The 15,949-nt window shown below is 57.2% G+C and carries 14 protein-coding genes; 6 read left to right on the top strand and 8 right to left on the bottom strand.

The genetic code is table 11. The annotated features are described in order from the left end of the window. The first annotated feature begins 8 nt into the window (after positions 1-8). The gene (locus K3169_RS15800; protein WP_122708867.1) at positions 9-296 is read left to right on the top strand and encodes a DUF1883 domain-containing protein; all 288 of its coding nucleotides are present in this window, start codon (positions 9-11) and stop codon (positions 294-296) included. 190 nt (positions 297-486) lie between these two features. Here the strand turns inward: K3169_RS15800 and K3169_RS15795 are convergent, their stop codons facing one another. From K3169_RS15795 to K3169_RS15785, 3 genes are all read right to left on the bottom strand, one after another. Then, positions 487-1,200: a FadR/GntR family transcriptional regulator gene (locus tag K3169_RS15795; protein WP_231675555.1), complete on the bottom strand. Its 714-nt coding sequence runs from the start codon at positions 1,198-1,200 to the stop codon at positions 487-489. A 98-nt stretch (positions 1,201-1,298) separates the two neighbouring features. After that, positions 1,299-2,822, bottom strand: a complete 1,524-nt coding sequence (locus K3169_RS15790) for a UxaA family hydrolase (RefSeq protein WP_263267130.1) — start codon at positions 2,820-2,822, stop codon at positions 1,299-1,301. Positions 2,823-2,845: 23 nt separating this feature from the next. Beyond that, positions 2,846-3,856: a zinc-binding alcohol dehydrogenase family protein gene (locus tag K3169_RS15785; protein ID WP_263267129.1), complete on the bottom strand. Its 1,011-nt coding sequence runs from the start codon at positions 3,854-3,856 to the stop codon at positions 2,846-2,848. A 316-nt stretch (positions 3,857-4,172) separates the two neighbouring features. On the opposite strand from K3169_RS15785, the gene K3169_RS15780 reads away from it, so the two are divergent. After that, the gene (locus K3169_RS15780) at positions 4,173-5,315 is read left to right on the top strand and encodes a glycerate kinase (protein ID WP_263267128.1); all 1,143 of its coding nucleotides are present in this window, start codon (positions 4,173-4,175) and stop codon (positions 5,313-5,315) included. Positions 5,316-5,684: 369 nt separating this feature from the next. Next, positions 5,685-7,025 carry an MFS transporter gene (locus tag K3169_RS15775; RefSeq protein ID WP_027900940.1) on the top strand — a complete coding sequence of 447 codons (1,341 nt, stop codon included), beginning with the start codon at positions 5,685-5,687 and terminating at the stop codon, positions 7,023-7,025. A gap of 396 nt (positions 7,026-7,421) precedes the next feature. Here K3169_RS15775 and K3169_RS15770 read toward each other — a convergent pair whose 3' ends face one another. The 3 genes from K3169_RS15770 to K3169_RS15760 form a co-directional block, all read right to left on the bottom strand. After that, entirely contained in the window at positions 7,422-8,753 is a 1,332-nt protein-coding gene (locus tag K3169_RS15770) for an MFS transporter (protein WP_263267127.1), read from the bottom strand. A gap of 100 nt (positions 8,754-8,853) precedes the next feature. Continuing rightward, positions 8,854-10,194: an amidase gene (locus tag K3169_RS15765; protein WP_263267126.1), complete on the bottom strand. Its 1,341-nt coding sequence runs from the start codon at positions 10,192-10,194 to the stop codon at positions 8,854-8,856. Positions 10,195-10,199: 5 nt separating this feature from the next. Next, on the bottom strand, positions 10,200-10,877 hold the full coding sequence (locus K3169_RS15760; protein ID WP_263267125.1) for a DUF2848 domain-containing protein: 678 nt from the start codon (positions 10,875-10,877) through the stop codon (positions 10,200-10,202). Positions 10,878-11,200: 323 nt separating this feature from the next. Between K3169_RS15760 and K3169_RS15755 the strand changes: the two genes are divergently transcribed. The 3 genes from K3169_RS15755 (at position 11,201) to K3169_RS15745 (ending at position 13,632) form a co-directional block, all read left to right on the top strand. Further along, a complete protein-coding gene (locus K3169_RS15755; RefSeq protein WP_255881423.1) occupies positions 11,201-11,890 on the top strand; it encodes a GntR family transcriptional regulator in 690 nt (229 codons plus the stop codon). Positions 11,891-12,004: 114 nt separating this feature from the next. Further along, complete coding sequence (locus K3169_RS15750) at positions 12,005-12,940, top strand: LysR family transcriptional regulator (RefSeq protein WP_263267124.1); 936 nt, start codon at positions 12,005-12,007, stop codon at positions 12,938-12,940. Positions 12,941-13,068: 128 nt separating this feature from the next. After that, positions 13,069-13,632 carry a hypothetical protein gene (locus tag K3169_RS15745; RefSeq protein WP_231675546.1) on the top strand — a complete coding sequence of 188 codons (564 nt, stop codon included), beginning with the start codon at positions 13,069-13,071 and terminating at the stop codon, positions 13,630-13,632. A 49-nt stretch (positions 13,633-13,681) separates the two neighbouring features. Here the strand turns inward: K3169_RS15745 and K3169_RS15740 are convergent, their stop codons facing one another. Then, entirely contained in the window at positions 13,682-14,338 is a 657-nt protein-coding gene (locus tag K3169_RS15740; RefSeq protein ID WP_263267123.1) for a DUF2625 domain-containing protein, read from the bottom strand. 380 nt (positions 14,339-14,718) lie between these two features. Further along, positions 14,719-15,663, bottom strand: coding sequence for a LysR family transcriptional regulator (locus tag K3169_RS15735; protein WP_263267122.1), 945 nt, complete (start codon positions 15,661-15,663; stop codon positions 14,719-14,721). Between the last annotated feature and the right edge of the window lie 286 nt (positions 15,664-15,949).

Here is a 15,949-nt window from a genome sequence, read left to right as displayed (position 1 = left end):
AGTGGTAGATGAAATTCATACACCAGCGTGAACACCTCAATGAAGACGACATCGTGGTCATTCAGGCTTCGCAGACCTGTAACATTCGCCTGATGAGCGATGCCAACTTCCGCGCCTTCAAGAACGGCGGACGGCACACCTATCACGGCGGTGCGTTCGATACGTTTCCAGCCAAAATCACTGTGCCAAGCAGTGGTTACTGGAACATCACCCTCGATACCGTCACACGCCGCGCCATCAGCGTGACGCGCAAGCCGACGCTGACCCATTCGATCAAGATCATTCGCAGGTCTTGATCTTTGATCACCGCGGGCTGCACGCGGTCAACTGTGGGAGCCGGGCTTGCCCGCGAAGAACGATGACGCGGTCTATCTGATTGACCTCATCGACTGAATCGCGGGCAAGCCTCGCTCCAACCGGAGACAGCGATCTCATGTGGGAGCCGGGCTTGCCCGCGATACAGGCGCCACAGATATAAAGTCAACGCTAGCCCCTGACATCCTCAGGCTCCAGCGCCTGCAGCCAGCGGCCTTCCGAGCGGCTCAAGTGCTGGCGCATCGAGGTCTGCGCGCCGAGCACGTCTTTGTTGGCAACAGCGCGAAGAATCGCCTCGTGCTCAATCACCGCCGCCTCCCAGGTCGACCTATTCTCTGAATGCTTGCTGAGGTGAGCCGAAATCGGGTTATGTCGCTCATCGAACAGCGCAGTGATGATCCGCACCAGAGCCGAGTTGCCACTCATTTTGGCCAGGCGATGATGAAACTTGCGGTCGTCTTCCAGCGGCGGCAGGCCGTTGGCAATGCTTTCACGCATCGCGTCGATACAGTCCTGCAAATAACGGTAGTCACTTTTCTTGCCGTGCAAACAAGCCAGAATCACACTCTCGCCTTCGATTAATGCACGAGCCTGCATCAGTTCGGAAGGGCTCTCGCCCAAGGTCACCGGCTTACTGGTGCCGTCCTTGTGGCTTGCGCGCACATAGACACCTGAGCCCATCTTGATTTCAACGGCGCCTTCGATTTCCAGCGCGATCAGCGCCTCGCGCAGCGAAGGTCGGGACACCCCCAGCAGCCGCGTCAGATCCCGTTCAGGGGGAAGCCGGGCACCGGTGTTGAAGTCCTCCTGCGCGATGTAGTTGCGCAATTGATCGGCAATTTTCTGATACGGCTTTCGTTCAGCGGCGTTGATCGGTGAAACCATGGTTATGGCGTCCATCGGAAAGTTGGCGAAGGCTACCATAGCGACCGATTAACTGGCCGCTGCTGAAGCGGCACATGGAATAGAAGCTCAGGGCATCATCACATCACCGCCCCTATCTGCCATGGCAGGAACTCGTTATCACCCAGACCATTTTCTTCACTGCAGGTCTGCCGCCCGGAAGCAGTGTCGAGCATCAGCTGGAACAACCGGTGGCCCGACTCAGCCACTGATTCCAGACCCTCGACAATCCCTCCGGCGTTGAAGTCCATATCCAGTTCCATGCGTTGAAACAACCCCGTATTGGTGGCGATCTTCAGGGACGGTGTGGGTTTGCAACCGTAAGTCGAACCCCGACCGGTGGTGAAACAGATGAGGTTCGCGCCGCCTGCCACCTGGCCTGTCGCCGACACCGGGTCGTAGCCGGGCGTGTCCATGAACACCAGTCCACGGGCTTCAATGGTTTCCGCGTACTGATAAACCCCCATCAAGCCGGTTGCACCTGCTTTGGCGACAGCCCCAAGAGACTTTTCCAGAATGGTAGTGATGCCACCCTCCTTGTTGCCGGGCGAGGGATTGTTGTTCATGTCACCGTCGTTGTGGTGTACGTAAGCTTCCCACCAGTGAATCCGATCCATCAATTTCGCTGCAATGTCGGGGGAGGCGGCGCGGGCTGTGAGCAGGTGTTCAGCGCCATAGATTTCCGGGGTTTCCGAAAGAATCGCAGTGCCGCCCTGTTGCACCAGCAGATCCACCGCTGCGCCCAGTGCCGGATTGGCGGTAATGCCCGAGTAACCGTCCGAGCCACCGCATTGCAAACCAACGCACAGATGACTGGCGGGGACGGTTGTGCGTTTGAAGCTGTTGATGACCGGCAACATCGCCTCTATGTAAGCGATGCCGCGCTGCACTGTTTCCCGCGTGCCGCCCGCATCTTGAATGATCAGACTGGCCTTGAGCAGGGCCGAGCGATCGTCAAGCTCATCCAGCAACGGCGTCAGCTGGTTGACCTCACACCCCAAACCGATCAACAGCACACCGGCGAAGTTGGCATGATTGGCATAGCCACTCAGCGTCCGCTTGAGAATGTCGATGCCTTCACCTTTAGCCCCCATGCCGCAGCCGCTGCCGTGGGTGATAGCAACCACGCCGTCGACATTGGGGAAGTCCTTCAAACGTTCGGCAGAGAACGCATGAGCGATGTGTTTGCAGACCGTCGCAGAGCAATTGACGCTGGAAATAATACCGATGTAATTGCGCGTGCCGACCCGACCATCGTCACGCACGTAACCTTCGAATGTGACCGGTTCGTGGCTAAGGGACGTGGGCACATAAGCGTCCCGCACGCTGTATTCGGTACTGACTGTCGGCATCGCCAGGTTGTGGACATGGACATAGTCGCCGGACTCAACACTTTGCGTGGCTTGGCCGATGGTCTGGCCATATTTGAGCACCTGTTGCCCGGTCGACACGCCGCGCAGGGCAATCTTGTGGCCGGACGGAATTGGCTGCCGGGCGATCAGCTCAATGCCGTCAGCGCTTAGCCGTTGGCCTTCGGCAATATCGCCACGCGCTACCGCGACATCATCTCCGGGTGACAAAACAAGCAAGGAGGGCTGGTTCATGGTGTGTCCTCTATAGGCGTTTTTCAGCACTCGATGATGGCTTTGACCACGCCCTGTTTCGGGTCGAGCAGTGTGGTGAACGACTCGGCGACATCCTTGAGTGTCAGCCGATGGGTGTTCAGCGCGGCATCTGGAATCAAACCGTTGCGCAAGCATTCCTCCACATAGTGGAAGTCTTCTTTGGTGGCGTTCCGGCTGCCCATCAAGGTGGCTTCACGTTTGTGAAACTCAGGGTCGGAGAAGGTGATGGAGTCCCGTACTACCGAAATCATCACGTAGGTGCCGCCGTGCGCGATGAATTCAAAGCCCCGTTCCATGGCCCGGGCATTGCCGGTGGCGTCGAACACGACGTCGAAAAAATCATCGCCGGTGAGGTCGGCCAGAGCCTGCTTGTCGCCTTCGCCGATTTGCACGGCCGCTTGAATGTTCAGGTGTTGGTTACAGAAGGCCAGACGGTCTTCGCGGGTATCCAGCACAGTGACCTTCGCGCCGCGCAGGCTGGCGAAGACCGCAGCGGCCATCCCGATAGGACCCGTACCGACCACCAGCACCTGCTTGTCCGCCTGCACATTCGAGCGACGTACCGCGTGAGCACCGATCGAGAGAAATTCGATCATCGCGGCCTGATCAAGCGAAACGCCCTCGGCCTTGTGGACGAATGCCTGGGGAATGCTCAGGTATTCGGTAAAAGCCCCATCGCAATGAACCCCCAGCACCTGAATTCTGGTGCAACAGTTGGTTTTGCCTTGGCGGCAAGCGATGCATGTCCCGCAGGAAAGGTACGGCATCACGTAAACCACATCGCCTACGGCCAGCTTGCTGTCGCTGTCGGCGTCTTCGACGACCCCGGAAAACTCATGGCCCATCACTCGTGGGTAATCGAGGTAAGGCTGGTTGCCGGTGAAGATATGCAGGTCGGTGCCGCAGACTCCGACGCGTTTGACGCGGATCAGGACTTCTCCGGTTTGCCTGAGCGGTTTATCGCGTTCGATAGCGGTTAACGAGCCGGGTTCGTTACAGATGACGGTCAGCATGCTGATGCTCCTTGTTGAGGGAAAGGGCACCGAGCGCGCTGCAGGCGGGATATCTACACATCAGGAGGCTCTCTTTGTTGATCTCTTTTTGTTGTAGTCGGGCAGGTGCCCGCTCGGATGATCACGTCTGAAAAACTACACGCCGGGAATTTTATTGGCAAGACCAATATTCATAATCATTAATTGGACCGACCAATTAAAATTTTTTAATTTGCCTGAGGGCTGCGGGCACTCGCTTGTGCAAACCGTGACCTGACCTTCATTATGCTTCGCGAGTAGTCACTATTTTGTGCGCAGTCAGATCGCCGGAGCGTTAATGAAGATCGTTATTGCACCTGATTCGTTTAAAGACAGCCTGAGTGCGGCCGGTGTTGCCCAGGCCATTGCACTGGGTCTGGCTGAAGTCTTTCCTTGCGCAGAACTTGTTCAATGCCCCATGGCCGATGGCGGTGAGGGCACCGTGGATGCGATCCTCGCAGTGCTCGACGGCGAACGACGTCAAACCGTCGTCAGCGGGCCACTGGGCACTGACGTAACTGCTCATTGGGGATGGTTGCCCAATTCGCGAACCGCAATCATCGAAATGGCTGAAGCCAGTGGTTTGCAACTGGTGGCGGTGGACCAGCGCAATGCTTGCATCACGTCCACCTACGGGACTGGCCAATTGATTGTCGCAGCACTTGATGCTGGCGCTGAGAAAGTCGTGTTGACCATCGGCGGCAGTGCAACCAATGACGGCGGGGCGGGCATGCTCACTGCATTGGGCGTGCAGTTTTATGATGAGCACGACTCTCCATTGGCCTCCGGAGGTCTGGCACTTGCCGGTCTGGCGCGTATCGACCTGAGCGCCATGGACCCCCGTTTGCAGTCCATCAGCTTCGAAATCGCAGCCGATGTCGATAACCCGCTATGCGGACCACACGGCGCCTCATTCACCTTTGGCCGGCAAAAGGGCGCGAGCCCCGAGCAGATACAATCGCTGGATCACGCCTTGGCGCGTTATGCCGACCGTTGCGCTGCGGTCCTTGATCGCGATGTGCGAGACGAACCCGGTGCGGGCGCCGCTGGAGGCATGGGCTTTGCCGCGAAAGCGTTCTTGAAAGCGGGCTTCCGTCCAGGCGTTGAAGTCGTAGCCGAGCTGGTCGATCTGGCACAAAAAGTCCAGGGCGCGGATTTGGTGATAACCGGGGAGGGCAGTTGCGACTTCCAGACCTTGCGGGGCAAAACGCCGATTGGTGTTGCTCGGGTTGCCCAAAAGCATGATGTGGCGGTGGTCATCCTCGCTGGTACTTTGGGTGAAGGCTATGAAGCGCTATACGAGCACGGCATTGCCGCCGCATTCTCGGTGGTTTCCGGCCCGATGGCCCTGTCAGAAGCCTGTGAAGATGCACCGCGTTTATTGCAGGAACGGGCGAGGGATGTGGCCCGGGTCTGGCAACTGGGACGAGAAAAACGTTAGTGTCTACCGGGAAGACGGCATTCCAGACGAAGATGATGTTGCGGATGCACTGGCCTCTTCCCGAATAAATTCGGTCCCACCGGCTCTTTGTGAATTCAGATAGTTACGTGTTGTTAGATGAGAGCCGCCGAAGGCAGCGAAAGCGCTCATCCTGCAACACCGCGATCGCAGCCTTCGGCAGTTCCTGCAAAGTAGGTGTTTGCCATACACACGACTGCCATTTGCGCCAGCGTGGTTCAACGGCGGCACTTGATTGGTGCGCAGGCCATTTTGCACAAGAAAAACTGATCGTTGCCGTGTAAAAAACCCGTTTGTCAGCCATAACGTGCCGACAGATCATTTCTTCATTGTTGATTAATGGAGAACATGATGAGTACGACGCAAAACACACAGGCGCTGTCTGACTCCCCACCTGTTGCCTCTTCAGCGCCCGTGGCTTCGGGCAAGAAGATGAGTCGCCTCGCAGCCGCCAGCACCATCGGCACGACACTGGAGTGGTATGACTTCACGGTCTACAACCTGATGGCAGCGCTGGTCTTCAATGCGATCTTCTTCCCGTCGTTTGATCCGTTGACCGGCACCATTCTCGCGTTCTCGACTTACGCTGTCGGCTATATCTCCCGGCCACTGGGTGGCATCGTGTTTGGCCACCTGGGCGATAAACTTGGTCGCCGCTTTGTGCTGGTCACCACGCTGGTATTGATGGGGGTGGCGACCGGGCTGATGGGTTTGTTGCCGACCTACGCTGCGTGGGGCATCTGGAGTCCGATTCTGCTGGTAGCGTTACGATTTGTGCAGGGCGCGGCGATTGGCGGTGAATGGGCGGGCGCGGTTTTGCTCTCCATGGAGCACGGTGCGCAGCATCAGCGCGGTCGTAACGCCTCGTTCACTCAGGTCGGTCCTTCCTGCGGCACATTGCTGGGCACGGGTTTCATCGCGCTGGTTTCCTGGGGGCTGAGTCCTGAAGACTTCCAGTCGTGGGGCTGGCGCATTCCGTTTCTGTCCAGCGTCGCGCTGGTGATCTTCGGTCTTTGGTTGCGTCGCGGTGTTGAGGAAACCCCGGTGTTCAAGGAAATCGAGGCTCACAACGCAACTGCGAAAACGCCGATCAAGGAAGTATTCAGCAATCACTGGCGTCGGCTGTTACTGGCGGGCGGCGCACGGGTGGGTTCGGATGTGCTTTATGCGCTGGTCGTGGTGTTCACCCTGACGTATGTAACTACCGTCTTGCACTTGCCAAGGCCTTTGGCGCTTACCGCGACGATGATCGGCGCGGGGCTAAACGCGATCTGTGTGCCGCTGTTCGGAATTCTCTCGGACAAGATCGGCCGCAAACCGGTTTATATTGGTGGCGCGCTGTGTGCGATGGTCTGGGCGTTTGTGTTCTTCAAACTCATGGATAGCGCTCAGCCGCTGTCGATTTGCATGGCTGTAGTGGTGGGTCTGGTTATTCATGCCGCGATGTATGGTCCGCAAGCTGCGTTCGTCACTGAGCAATTCCCGACTCGGGTGCGTTATGCAGGTTCGTCGCTGGCTTATACGTTGGCAGGGATTATCGGCGGTGGTTTTGCGCCGCTGATTATTGCCTCTTTGTATAAATCCTATGGTTCGACGTTGGCTGTTTCGTTGTACGTGTGCGCAGCGTTGAGTATTACGTTGATCGCGCTGATCTGCGCCAGGGAGACAGCAGGCAAGCCGTTGGAGAAATAGGTTGTAGTGGGATCAGAATAAAAAAAGCCCCCGACCTAATGGTACGGGGGCTTTTTTGTGCGCGGTGGCACGCGACAGTCCAACTCAACCCTGTGGGAGCCGGGCTTGCCCGCGATGCATGAGACGCAGCCGGAAGACATACCGCGTTATCGTTTATCGTCGGAATGCCGCCCAGACCAAGCCCCGCTCCTATCAAACAAAATATAACTATCTGATTTGGAATGCTTTTTACTGTAGGAGTGAGCTTGCTCGCGATAGCTCCAGTACAAGCGATATATTCATCGACTGACAGGCCGAATCGCGAGCAATGTGGATCGCCACCCCGGTCACTCCTACAGGGTCCGTGTTTGCTGCGCGACAGCGTGGTGTCAGGGACACCGGGGCGACTCCCACAGCTCATTTCGTACGGCTGACTTTCACATCCTTGAACAGAAAGAACACCAACACGGCAGCAAGAATCTCCAGTGCCGCTACGAAGTAGAGGCCCGCCGCAAGGCTGCCGGTGAGTGTGCGCAGCCAGCCAATCATGTAAGGCGCGATGAAGCCTGCGAGGTTACCGATGCAATTGATCAATGCGATGCCACCCGCAGCAGCTGTACCCGCGAGGAAGGCGCCAGGAATTGACCAGAAAACCGGAAACGCCGCCAGAATCCCGGCTGCTGCAATGGTCAGGGCGATCAAAGCCATGGTTGCATTGCCCAGGCACAGACCGGTGGCGATCAAACCCAGTCCTGCGAGCAAGGCTGCCATTGAGCAGTGAATGCGACGCTCCGCGGTTTTATCGGAATGGTGACCATTCCACAGCATGGCCAGAGTGCCCACGATAAAAGGAATCGCTGCCAGCAAACCGATGCTCATGGTGTCGTTTACACCCAACGACTTGATCACCGAAGGCGTCCAGAAAGCGATGGTGGCGTTCCCCGAAACGATGCAGAAATACACCAGCGTACACAGCCAGACCTTGGGGTTGCGTACAAGCGCTTTCAGGTCGCTGTGCTTTTCCGGCTCTGCATCTTCGCGAGCAATCACCGCGCTGACCATCTGCTGCTCGGCAGGGCTCAGCCACTTGGCATTGACGGGTTTCTCCGGCAGATAGCGCAGCACGGCAAAACCTGCCAGCACCGAAGGAATGCCTTCGAGGATAAACAGCCACTGCCAGTTCGCCAGGCTCCCGACGCCCACCATGCGACTCATGATAAAACCGGCAATCGGGCCGCCAACCACACCTGCAATGGCGAACGAGGTCATGAACATACCGTTGATGCGTGCCCGTTGCGCGGCGGGAAACCAGTAGGTGAGGTACAACACGACGCCAGGAAAGAACCCTGCTTCGAACACGCCAAGCAGAAACCGTAAAATGTAGAACGACATCGGACTTGAGACGTAGGCCATGGCCATCGACGTCAGACCCCAGAGGATCGTGATCCTGGCGAGCGTGCGACGAGCACCGATCTTTTCCAGCAGGAGGTTACTGGGCACCTCGAACAGAAAATAACCGATGAAGAAGATACCTGCGCCGAGTCCGTAGACCGCTTCGCTGAAGCCCAGGTCGTCGAGCATCGCCAGTTTGGCAAAGCCGACGTTTACCCGGTCGATCCAGGCCAGCACGAACAGGAACACCAGAAACGGCAACAGACGCCAGGCGATCTTGCGATAGGTCGCGGCAGTTGCGGCCTGATCAGGCGCGACGTCAGCAGCGCCGCCGGTCAGGGAGGGATTGTGGTTCATGTTGCATCTCCATCGATCAAGAGATGGCAGCCTGAAAGCGGCCGCCATAGCGGTTCGCTCGCGGCAAAGGCCACGAGCGCAACGACAATCACGCTCAGGTTTACGGGTTGCGCAGCAGGGCTTCGACACTGCGGGCGACTTGCAGTACCCGGGCGTCCTGACCCTTCAGACCAGCAATGGACAAGCCCACCGGTAATTCACCAGGCACATGGCAGGGCAGGCTGATTGCGCAGCCGTCCAGGAAATTGATCACGCTGGTGTTGCGCAGAACCAGGCCGTTGGTGGCGAAGAAATGCGCGTCGTCCTGCTCCAGCGGTGCCAACTCTGGCGGGACCACGGCAACGCTCGGCATCAGCCAGGCATCGGCATCGCCCAGTCGTTGGGTGGCGAGGGCAATCATGGTCTGACGCTGGGCGAGCAGATGCAGGTAATCAGCGGCACTCAACGCTTCACCCCGACGAATACGCTGTGCCACGCGTGGATCGTAGTCAGCTGCTTGCTCACCACTCAGCCAGCCCTGATGCAAATACCAGGCTTCTGCAGCCGTCAGGCCACCCGCAGCATTGATCTTTGGCAGCTCGTGCAACTCGGGGAAGTCAAACCAGCGAATCGATGCACCCGCGTCAGTCAGGCGTTGCACGCTGCGCTCGAAAGCGGCTGCGACGGTCGCATCAACATTGTCCATGACAAAGTCCCGCGTCACCGCAAGACGCAGGCCTTTAAGTGAGGCCGGCCGCGTATCAAAAGTTTCGCCTGACAAAACGCTGTCCAGCAGGATGCTGTCGTCGACGTTGGCAGTCAGCGCGCCGATGGAGTCCAGGCTGGTCGCGAGTGGGAATGCGCCTTGGGCAGACACGCGGCTGGCAGTAGGTTTAAAACCAACCAATGCGCAGAACGCTGCCGGAATGCGCAGAGAACCACCTGTGTCCGTACCCAATCCGGCCACCGCCATCCCTTCGGCAACGCTCACCGCTGCGCCAGAACTGGAGCCGCCCGCAATGCGTCCGGTCGCTGCCGGGCTGGTCGGAGAGCCAAAGTGCGGGTTCAGGCCAAGGCCAGAGAAGGCAAACTCACTCATGTTGGTACGGCCCAGCAGGATCGCGCCCGCAGCTTTCAGGCGCGCAACAACAGGCGCATCCATTTCAGCAGGCGCGTTACCGGCCAGCACTTTGGAACCAGCGGCCGTGACCTGTCCCGTCACGTCGAACAGGTCCTTGATCGAAACCGGCAGGCCCGCCAACGGGGAGGGCACATAGCCTGCTGCACGGGCCAGGTCGCTGGCACGTGCAGCTTGCAAAGCACTTTCAGCATCCACCGACAGGTATGCATTGCCGCCTTCCGCTCGGTGCGCACTGATACGCTCCAGCGCTGCAGTGACCAAGGCCTCGCTAGTGGTCGCGCCGCTGGCGAGATCCTTGGCAAGCTCATTGATTGGCTTCATCTGCATCACTCCGCGACTGGCAACGGTTCTACGCTGTAGGCGTGGCGCAGGCTGCGATCAAGCACCGGGTCGAACAATTCCATCTCGAAGGCTTCGCCATAACCCAACTCGCCAATGACCGGCTGGGTGCCGCAGAACATCGCGGTGCCTTGTGCGAGGCTGGCACTGTCGTTGAGCTTGGCCAGGAGCGTGTCGGGTGCCAGCAAGCTGGTGACCGGGCCTTCCTGATAAAGGCTGCGAACACCGTCGCGGGTGCGCCAGGTGCGCATGATCAGTTGATCCCAATGACTCTGGACTTCATCGAAACGCCAGGCTGTGGCGGCAATCGGTTTGTCGCACATTTGCTTGGAAACGGTGACGTCGAAGGCTTCGACCTTGCGGTCGGTGTGGTCAGAGCCGAGGCCGACCAGCAAGCCGATGCTGCTTGGGATCAACACAAACTCGGTTTCCCCGGACGAGTCCTTGCCCGGTATCTGAATGCTTTCATCCGGGTTCAGCAGGCTTGCGGCAACCCGATAGAAACAGGGGATCGTCGTTGGACGACGGACCCCAAGGGCTTCCAGCTCGGCAATATGGTGCTCCACGGCAGCACTGTTACGGCCAGCCCAGCCAGCGATGATCAGGTGATCGATTTCTACGACTACTGCGCCGTGGTTGGCGACCTGGAGAGTTAGCTGAGTCAATGCGGTGTCCTCGTTACGGATAAGAAGAAAGTCAGTGATTTGTGAAGTTACACTGATATATCACAGGATTATCAATACGCAATTGATATGCCAGACACCGTGGGACGAGGTAAAAAACCATTTTTATCAAAGAGTTATATGGATGATAAAATTCGTGACAGAACGTACGAAATGGCCATGTGTTACCAAAACGCACCACTTTTGGGCGGACGATGCGTTCTGACGGCGCGTTTTCGTTACCGGATTGGGGAGAGGGGAAAGCGACAATCCTGACGATATGAAATACAGTGATATATCAGCAGCGCCCCATGAGGATTTCCGGATTGCCCGATTCAACTGACCTGCCCACCGCCGATCTCGTTGGCAAACCCGCTGCCAAGAGTGGTGCAAGCCTGCGCGAGCTGGCGTATGTACAGATCAAGCAACGCATCATTTCCTGCCAGCTACGTCCCGGTGAAGCCATCAACGAGGCGCAATTGACCCAGATGCTTGGGCTGGGCCGGACGCCGGTGCATCAGGCGCTGCACCGTCTGGAAATGGAAGGCATGGTGACCATCCTGCCGCGCAAGGGCGTGATGGTGACGCCTATCTCATTGAACGACATTCTCGACATGATCGAAGTGCGCAGAACCAATGAGGAGCTGTGCGTGAAGCTCGCCGTCGAGCGTGCTCAGGAAGATGACTTCATCCACATGCGCGAAATCATCGGGCGCACACAGCCGCTGCTGGAGCGCCGGGATGTGAAGGGTCTGATGGAAGTTGATCTGCAGTTTCACCTGGCCATTTCCGCCGCTGCGCGCAATCGGGTACTGGCTGAACTGCTCCGTACGTTGCATGAAAAGCAGGCGCGCTTCTGGTTTCTGACATTGTCCGAAATGCACCACAGTGAGCGCATCTACGATGAGCACTTACAGATACTCACCGCGATGGAGAATCGCGACAGCGCGGCCGCCATCAAAGCTATCCATCACCACATCGATGACTTCCGCCGAGCCATCATGCGTACTCTTTAAGAGCGCTCGGCAACCCCTGCCTCTGAAAATTCTGGCGTACAACTTGCGTGTGGATCCTGCTTGCTGACGCTCTTTGCGTAAGTCGATCCATCATTTCTGTACAGGCTGTTACGCATGAACCTGAAGTTTCTGGAAACCTTTGTCTGGGTGGCAAGGCTGAAAAGCTTTCGCCTGACTGCGGAGAAGATGTTCACCACCCAGGCTTCCATCTCCAATCGCATTGCCGCGCTGGAGGAGGAACTCGGCGCCAAGCTGTTCTTGCGTGACTCCAAACGTGTGTCGCTGACGCCTGAAGGTGAGCGCGTGCTCAACTATGCCGAACAGATGATCGACACGATGCATGCGCTCCAGCAGTCCATCAGCGCCACCAGTGATCTCAAGGGCTGTATGCGACTCGGGGTAATGGATACGGTCATCCACACGTGGTTGAGCCCGTTCATATCGACGTTAATGGAGTGTTACCCGGCGGTTGAAATCGAGCTGACTGTCGACACATCACTCAACCTGTGTGACCAATTGCAGAAGGGCTATCTCGACCTGATCGTGCAGACCGACATGGTGCGCAGTGATGCGGTCCGCAACCAGCATCTGGCCGTATTGCCGGTTGAGTGGATTGTGCAAGCCGGGTCCATCTACCAGCGCAGTTACACGTCTATCGACGAACTGGCTGCCGAACGCATCATCACCTTTTCCCGCAACTCCCGTCCGCATCAGGACATTCTTAATTTGCTGCACGCAGACGGTGTGGACAGCCCGCGAATCAGTTGCGTCAACTCCGTAGCCGCCATGACCCTGCTGGTGAGCGACGGCTTTGGCATCGGTGCGCTGCCGGCTGCTCTGGTCAGTAAGGAGCTGGCGGAGGGCAAGCTCTTCATTCTGGAAAACGTGACGCGGCCTCAACCGCTGGACATCATCGCCTGCTGGCGCGCCGGGGTGGGTCTGGAATTGACTGAGCAAGTGGTCAGCATCGCCCGCCATGCTCTGGAGCAATATGCCAGGCAGATGGGGCCGGAAATGGTGGTTCTCAGCTTAAGCGGCGCACAGGTTTGAAGTGTCCTCATTAGCAACGCCGAGTCCCCCCAGAACATGTAACAATGCCGCACGTTTAAACCCGGGTGCGTTAAAGGAAACTGCACGGCCGTCCGGGATGGAATCCTTCATAGAAGGCCACACCACACATGAAAGCACTGCCCCTCTTGGCCACGATGGCCCTGTTGACACTGTCTTTGAACGGATGTAGCCCGGTCGCGAACGGGGTTCGAATGCGCGAGCCTATGCACCTCACCTTGCGCGTGGTCGGTGACAACGGCGAACCGCTTGCCAACACGTCAGTAAAAATCCACCAGATCGTACTCGGCGCCGACAGATTTTTCTGCATGGGCAGCATAGGGGTACCCGGCTATGGTGGAGGGGGTTGCGGGGGAGGCCAGATAAGAGTCCCTGTTTACAAAGGTGAATTTCCTGCTAGCGGATCACTCGACTTCACCCTTGAGTATGGGGGCAAGCTGTATATCGAGGTGGCGGAGTCATGCGACAACACGGCCCCCAACGCCATGCGTCGGTATTTCAGGCGCGAACTGGCCACCTGGAGAGTCAAGGATGGGGAGACCATCACGGCGGCTCCCCTTGTTGTTAAGGAAGGTTTTTCGTACTACACCCGATATGAACCGTGCACGACCCGCAAGCCTTCCCTTGAAAACTGGGACGATCATTATTACAGCGCACTAAAGCGGCGGTCATAACCTCTGCGCTCCTGAAGGGGCTGCGTGTTAAATCAATGGTTGAGGCATGCTAGCTCGATGGGTTCTCCAACTTGCTGGCAAAGCCGATGTTCAACTCATAGTGTTCTGCGACGTCCACAACCCTGCGGCTGCTTGTCTCAAGCGATCCTTCTTGCGTCCACAAGAAAGGATAGAACGTCATGCATTGATCCGCGTTCATCTTCTCCAGGTCCTCTTGCCATGTCGGCCACTTGAGGTCTTTGTAGAACATGAGCATCTGGTCGCTGAGTGCCCATTCCAGAAAGTCTGTATAGCCAATTTCCAATGGCTCCCATTCCAGAGTGTCCGGTGCCCAGTAATACATTGAGCCAACGTCTTCTCCGAAACGTCCGCCATTGATTGAAAAGAAACCGCCTGCTGCGTCGTCCGCCACCAACAGGTGACCACCTCCGTCGTGCAGATGGGTCCAGTCAAGGATGTTTCTGGACAGTTGCTCGTGTCCGGATCCCAGAAAACGTAGCCAGCCTCCGTCAATGAGGATGCCTCCGGTTTCGTAGGCAACCGCGCCTAAAGTTGATCGCGTAGTGACCTGGAGCCCCAGCAATACTCTGGCGTTTTCCTCTGAGGGAGGCAGCAACTGGCAGCTACGTTGCGCAGTGCTCAGCAACTCCTTTAACAAGGGCAGGGCAGGTTCATCGTGTTCGATCAGATCTTCAAGGCGCTTCATTTAACCGGTCCTCGGGGAAAGTCTCCTTATGGTACCGGCATGCGCGTCAAAGTTAAGCATTTGATGGGCGCACCTTGCCTCGGGTCAAACATCGGACGTGCAGGAGTGAGCGTGCTCGCGATTGCGTCAGGCCAGACGTTAATTTCTCAATAGGTCTAACGTTATCGCGAGCAAGCTCACTCCTACAAAGTCCAGTTTGCTTCGCGACAGCGTGGTGTCATTGAGGCAGCGAAACGGGTGACCTGTAACTGCCGCGGTTTTCAGGGCACCGCGCTGTCTCGCGGCAAACATAGGACCTGTAGGAGCTGCCGAAGGCTGCGATCGCGGTGTGTCAGGAGAAACGCTTCGCAGCCTTCGGCAGCTCCTGCAGAAGATGCATTTCAATCCAGCTGATAAGAAACTTGCGGCCTCAAACTTGATGGCGGCGCCAGCTCGACGGTGCGGCAGTAATCCATGAACAGTCGGGTCGCGCGGGATGGCTGGTTATTGCGCAGATACGCCATCACCAGGGTCGAGGCAGGCATGTCATCTTCGATATCAAGCTGCGCCAGAAGCTCACCGTCGTAGGTCATGTTGGTGCAAGGCCGCGTGACCAGTACCGAAAAGCCCAGCCCCTGGCCGACCATGCAGCGCACCATTTCAATCGAGGGAGAGCTGTAAGCCACCACGGGCGCATAACTTTTCTCGGTAAAGATATCCATGAAGTAGGTTCTGCTGGGCACGGCATCCAGCAGGATCATGGGCTCCTGGCTCAACTCACGCAGCGTCACCGTTTTCTGTTGAGCAAGGGGATGCCCGGCTGGCAGTAACGCATAGGGTTTGTGTGGGGCGTTCAATGCTTCTTTGTGGATCGTCGCACCCAGTTCCAGATCGTAAAGGAAGGCCAGGTCGAAACGACCGCGATGCAGCCCATGCATCAATTCGTGCTGTTCCCCGTCGCAGAGCTGAATAGTGACGTCGGGATAGAGTTGTTTAAAACCGGCGACGAGCCTGGGCATATACAGTGGCGCGGCTGATTCAAAACAGCCAAGTGCGATAGTGCCCGATACATTCTTGCTCTCGGCGCGAGAGTCTTGTTCCAGTTCTTCCGAGAGCCGTAATAACTCTTTAGCTTTTTCGTACACCTTTCCGCCACCAGACGTCAGGGAAACGCCTTGCGCGTGGTGCCGTACAAACAGTGGCTGATTAAACGCCTCTTCCAGATTTTTAATGGCGACGGAAATAGACGGTTGGGAGATATGCAGTTGTCGTGACGCCTCGGCAATGCTGTCCATTTCAACGGCGGTGACGAAGTACTTGAGCTGTTTCAACGTGAAGTGAGTCACTGATTACCTCGTCAGCATACGGGCATAAGCGGAGTTGCCTGAATAGCTTTTGCCTATGCTTAGCGAGGAGCGTGCCAGCTGCCAGAATTCCTGGTTATTCGGTTGCTCAACCGATAGCTGATCTTTTTATTAGCGATTAGCGCGTGCCGACCAACTTAATCCATTGGCCTACACGGCCCGCAGGCTGTGGGTTTCGCACTGAAAGTGAGCGAATCAAGGCAGGTTAAACAGTGATCGCCCTAAAAATGTGCGCGATGTTCTGCGCAAGGTGAATAGTTTCGCCATC

This window comes from Pseudomonas phytophila (assembly GCF_025643095.1).
Lineage (GTDB): Bacteria > Pseudomonadota > Gammaproteobacteria > Pseudomonadales > Pseudomonadaceae > Aquipseudomonas > Aquipseudomonas quasicaspiana.
The sequence above is the reverse complement of the archived record's forward strand: the minus strand, read 5'-3'. Positions and strand labels throughout refer to the sequence as shown.

Excerpts from the sequence above, each read along its gene's own strand:
- K3169_RS15800 (WP_122708867.1), top strand. The coding sequence starts at position 9 with ATGAAATTCATACACCAGCGTGAACACCTCAATGAAGACGACATCGTG.
- K3169_RS15795 (WP_231675555.1), bottom strand. The coding sequence starts at position 1,200 with ATGGTTTCACCGATCAACGCCGCTGAACGAAAGCCGTATCAGAAAATT.
- K3169_RS15790 (WP_263267130.1), bottom strand. The coding sequence starts at position 2,822 with ATGAACCAGCCCTCCTTGCTTGTTTTGTCACCCGGAGATGATGTCGCG.
- K3169_RS15785 (WP_263267129.1), bottom strand. The coding sequence starts at position 3,856 with ATGCTGACCGTCATCTGTAACGAACCCGGCTCGTTAACCGCTATCGAA.
- K3169_RS15780 (WP_263267128.1), top strand. The coding sequence starts at position 4,173 with ATGAAGATCGTTATTGCACCTGATTCGTTTAAAGACAGCCTGAGTGCG.
- K3169_RS15775 (WP_027900940.1), top strand. The coding sequence starts at position 5,685 with ATGAGTACGACGCAAAACACACAGGCGCTGTCTGACTCCCCACCTGTT.
- K3169_RS15770 (WP_263267127.1), bottom strand. The coding sequence starts at position 8,753 with ATGAACCACAATCCCTCCCTGACCGGCGGCGCTGCTGACGTCGCGCCT.
- K3169_RS15765 (WP_263267126.1), bottom strand. The coding sequence starts at position 10,194 with ATGAAGCCAATCAATGAGCTTGCCAAGGATCTCGCCAGCGGCGCGACC.
- K3169_RS15750 (WP_263267124.1), top strand. The coding sequence starts at position 12,005 with ATGAACCTGAAGTTTCTGGAAACCTTTGTCTGGGTGGCAAGGCTGAAA.
- K3169_RS15745 (WP_231675546.1), top strand. The coding sequence starts at position 13,069 with ATGAAAGCACTGCCCCTCTTGGCCACGATGGCCCTGTTGACACTGTCT.
- K3169_RS15740 (WP_263267123.1), bottom strand. The coding sequence starts at position 14,338 with ATGAAGCGCCTTGAAGATCTGATCGAACACGATGAACCTGCCCTGCCC.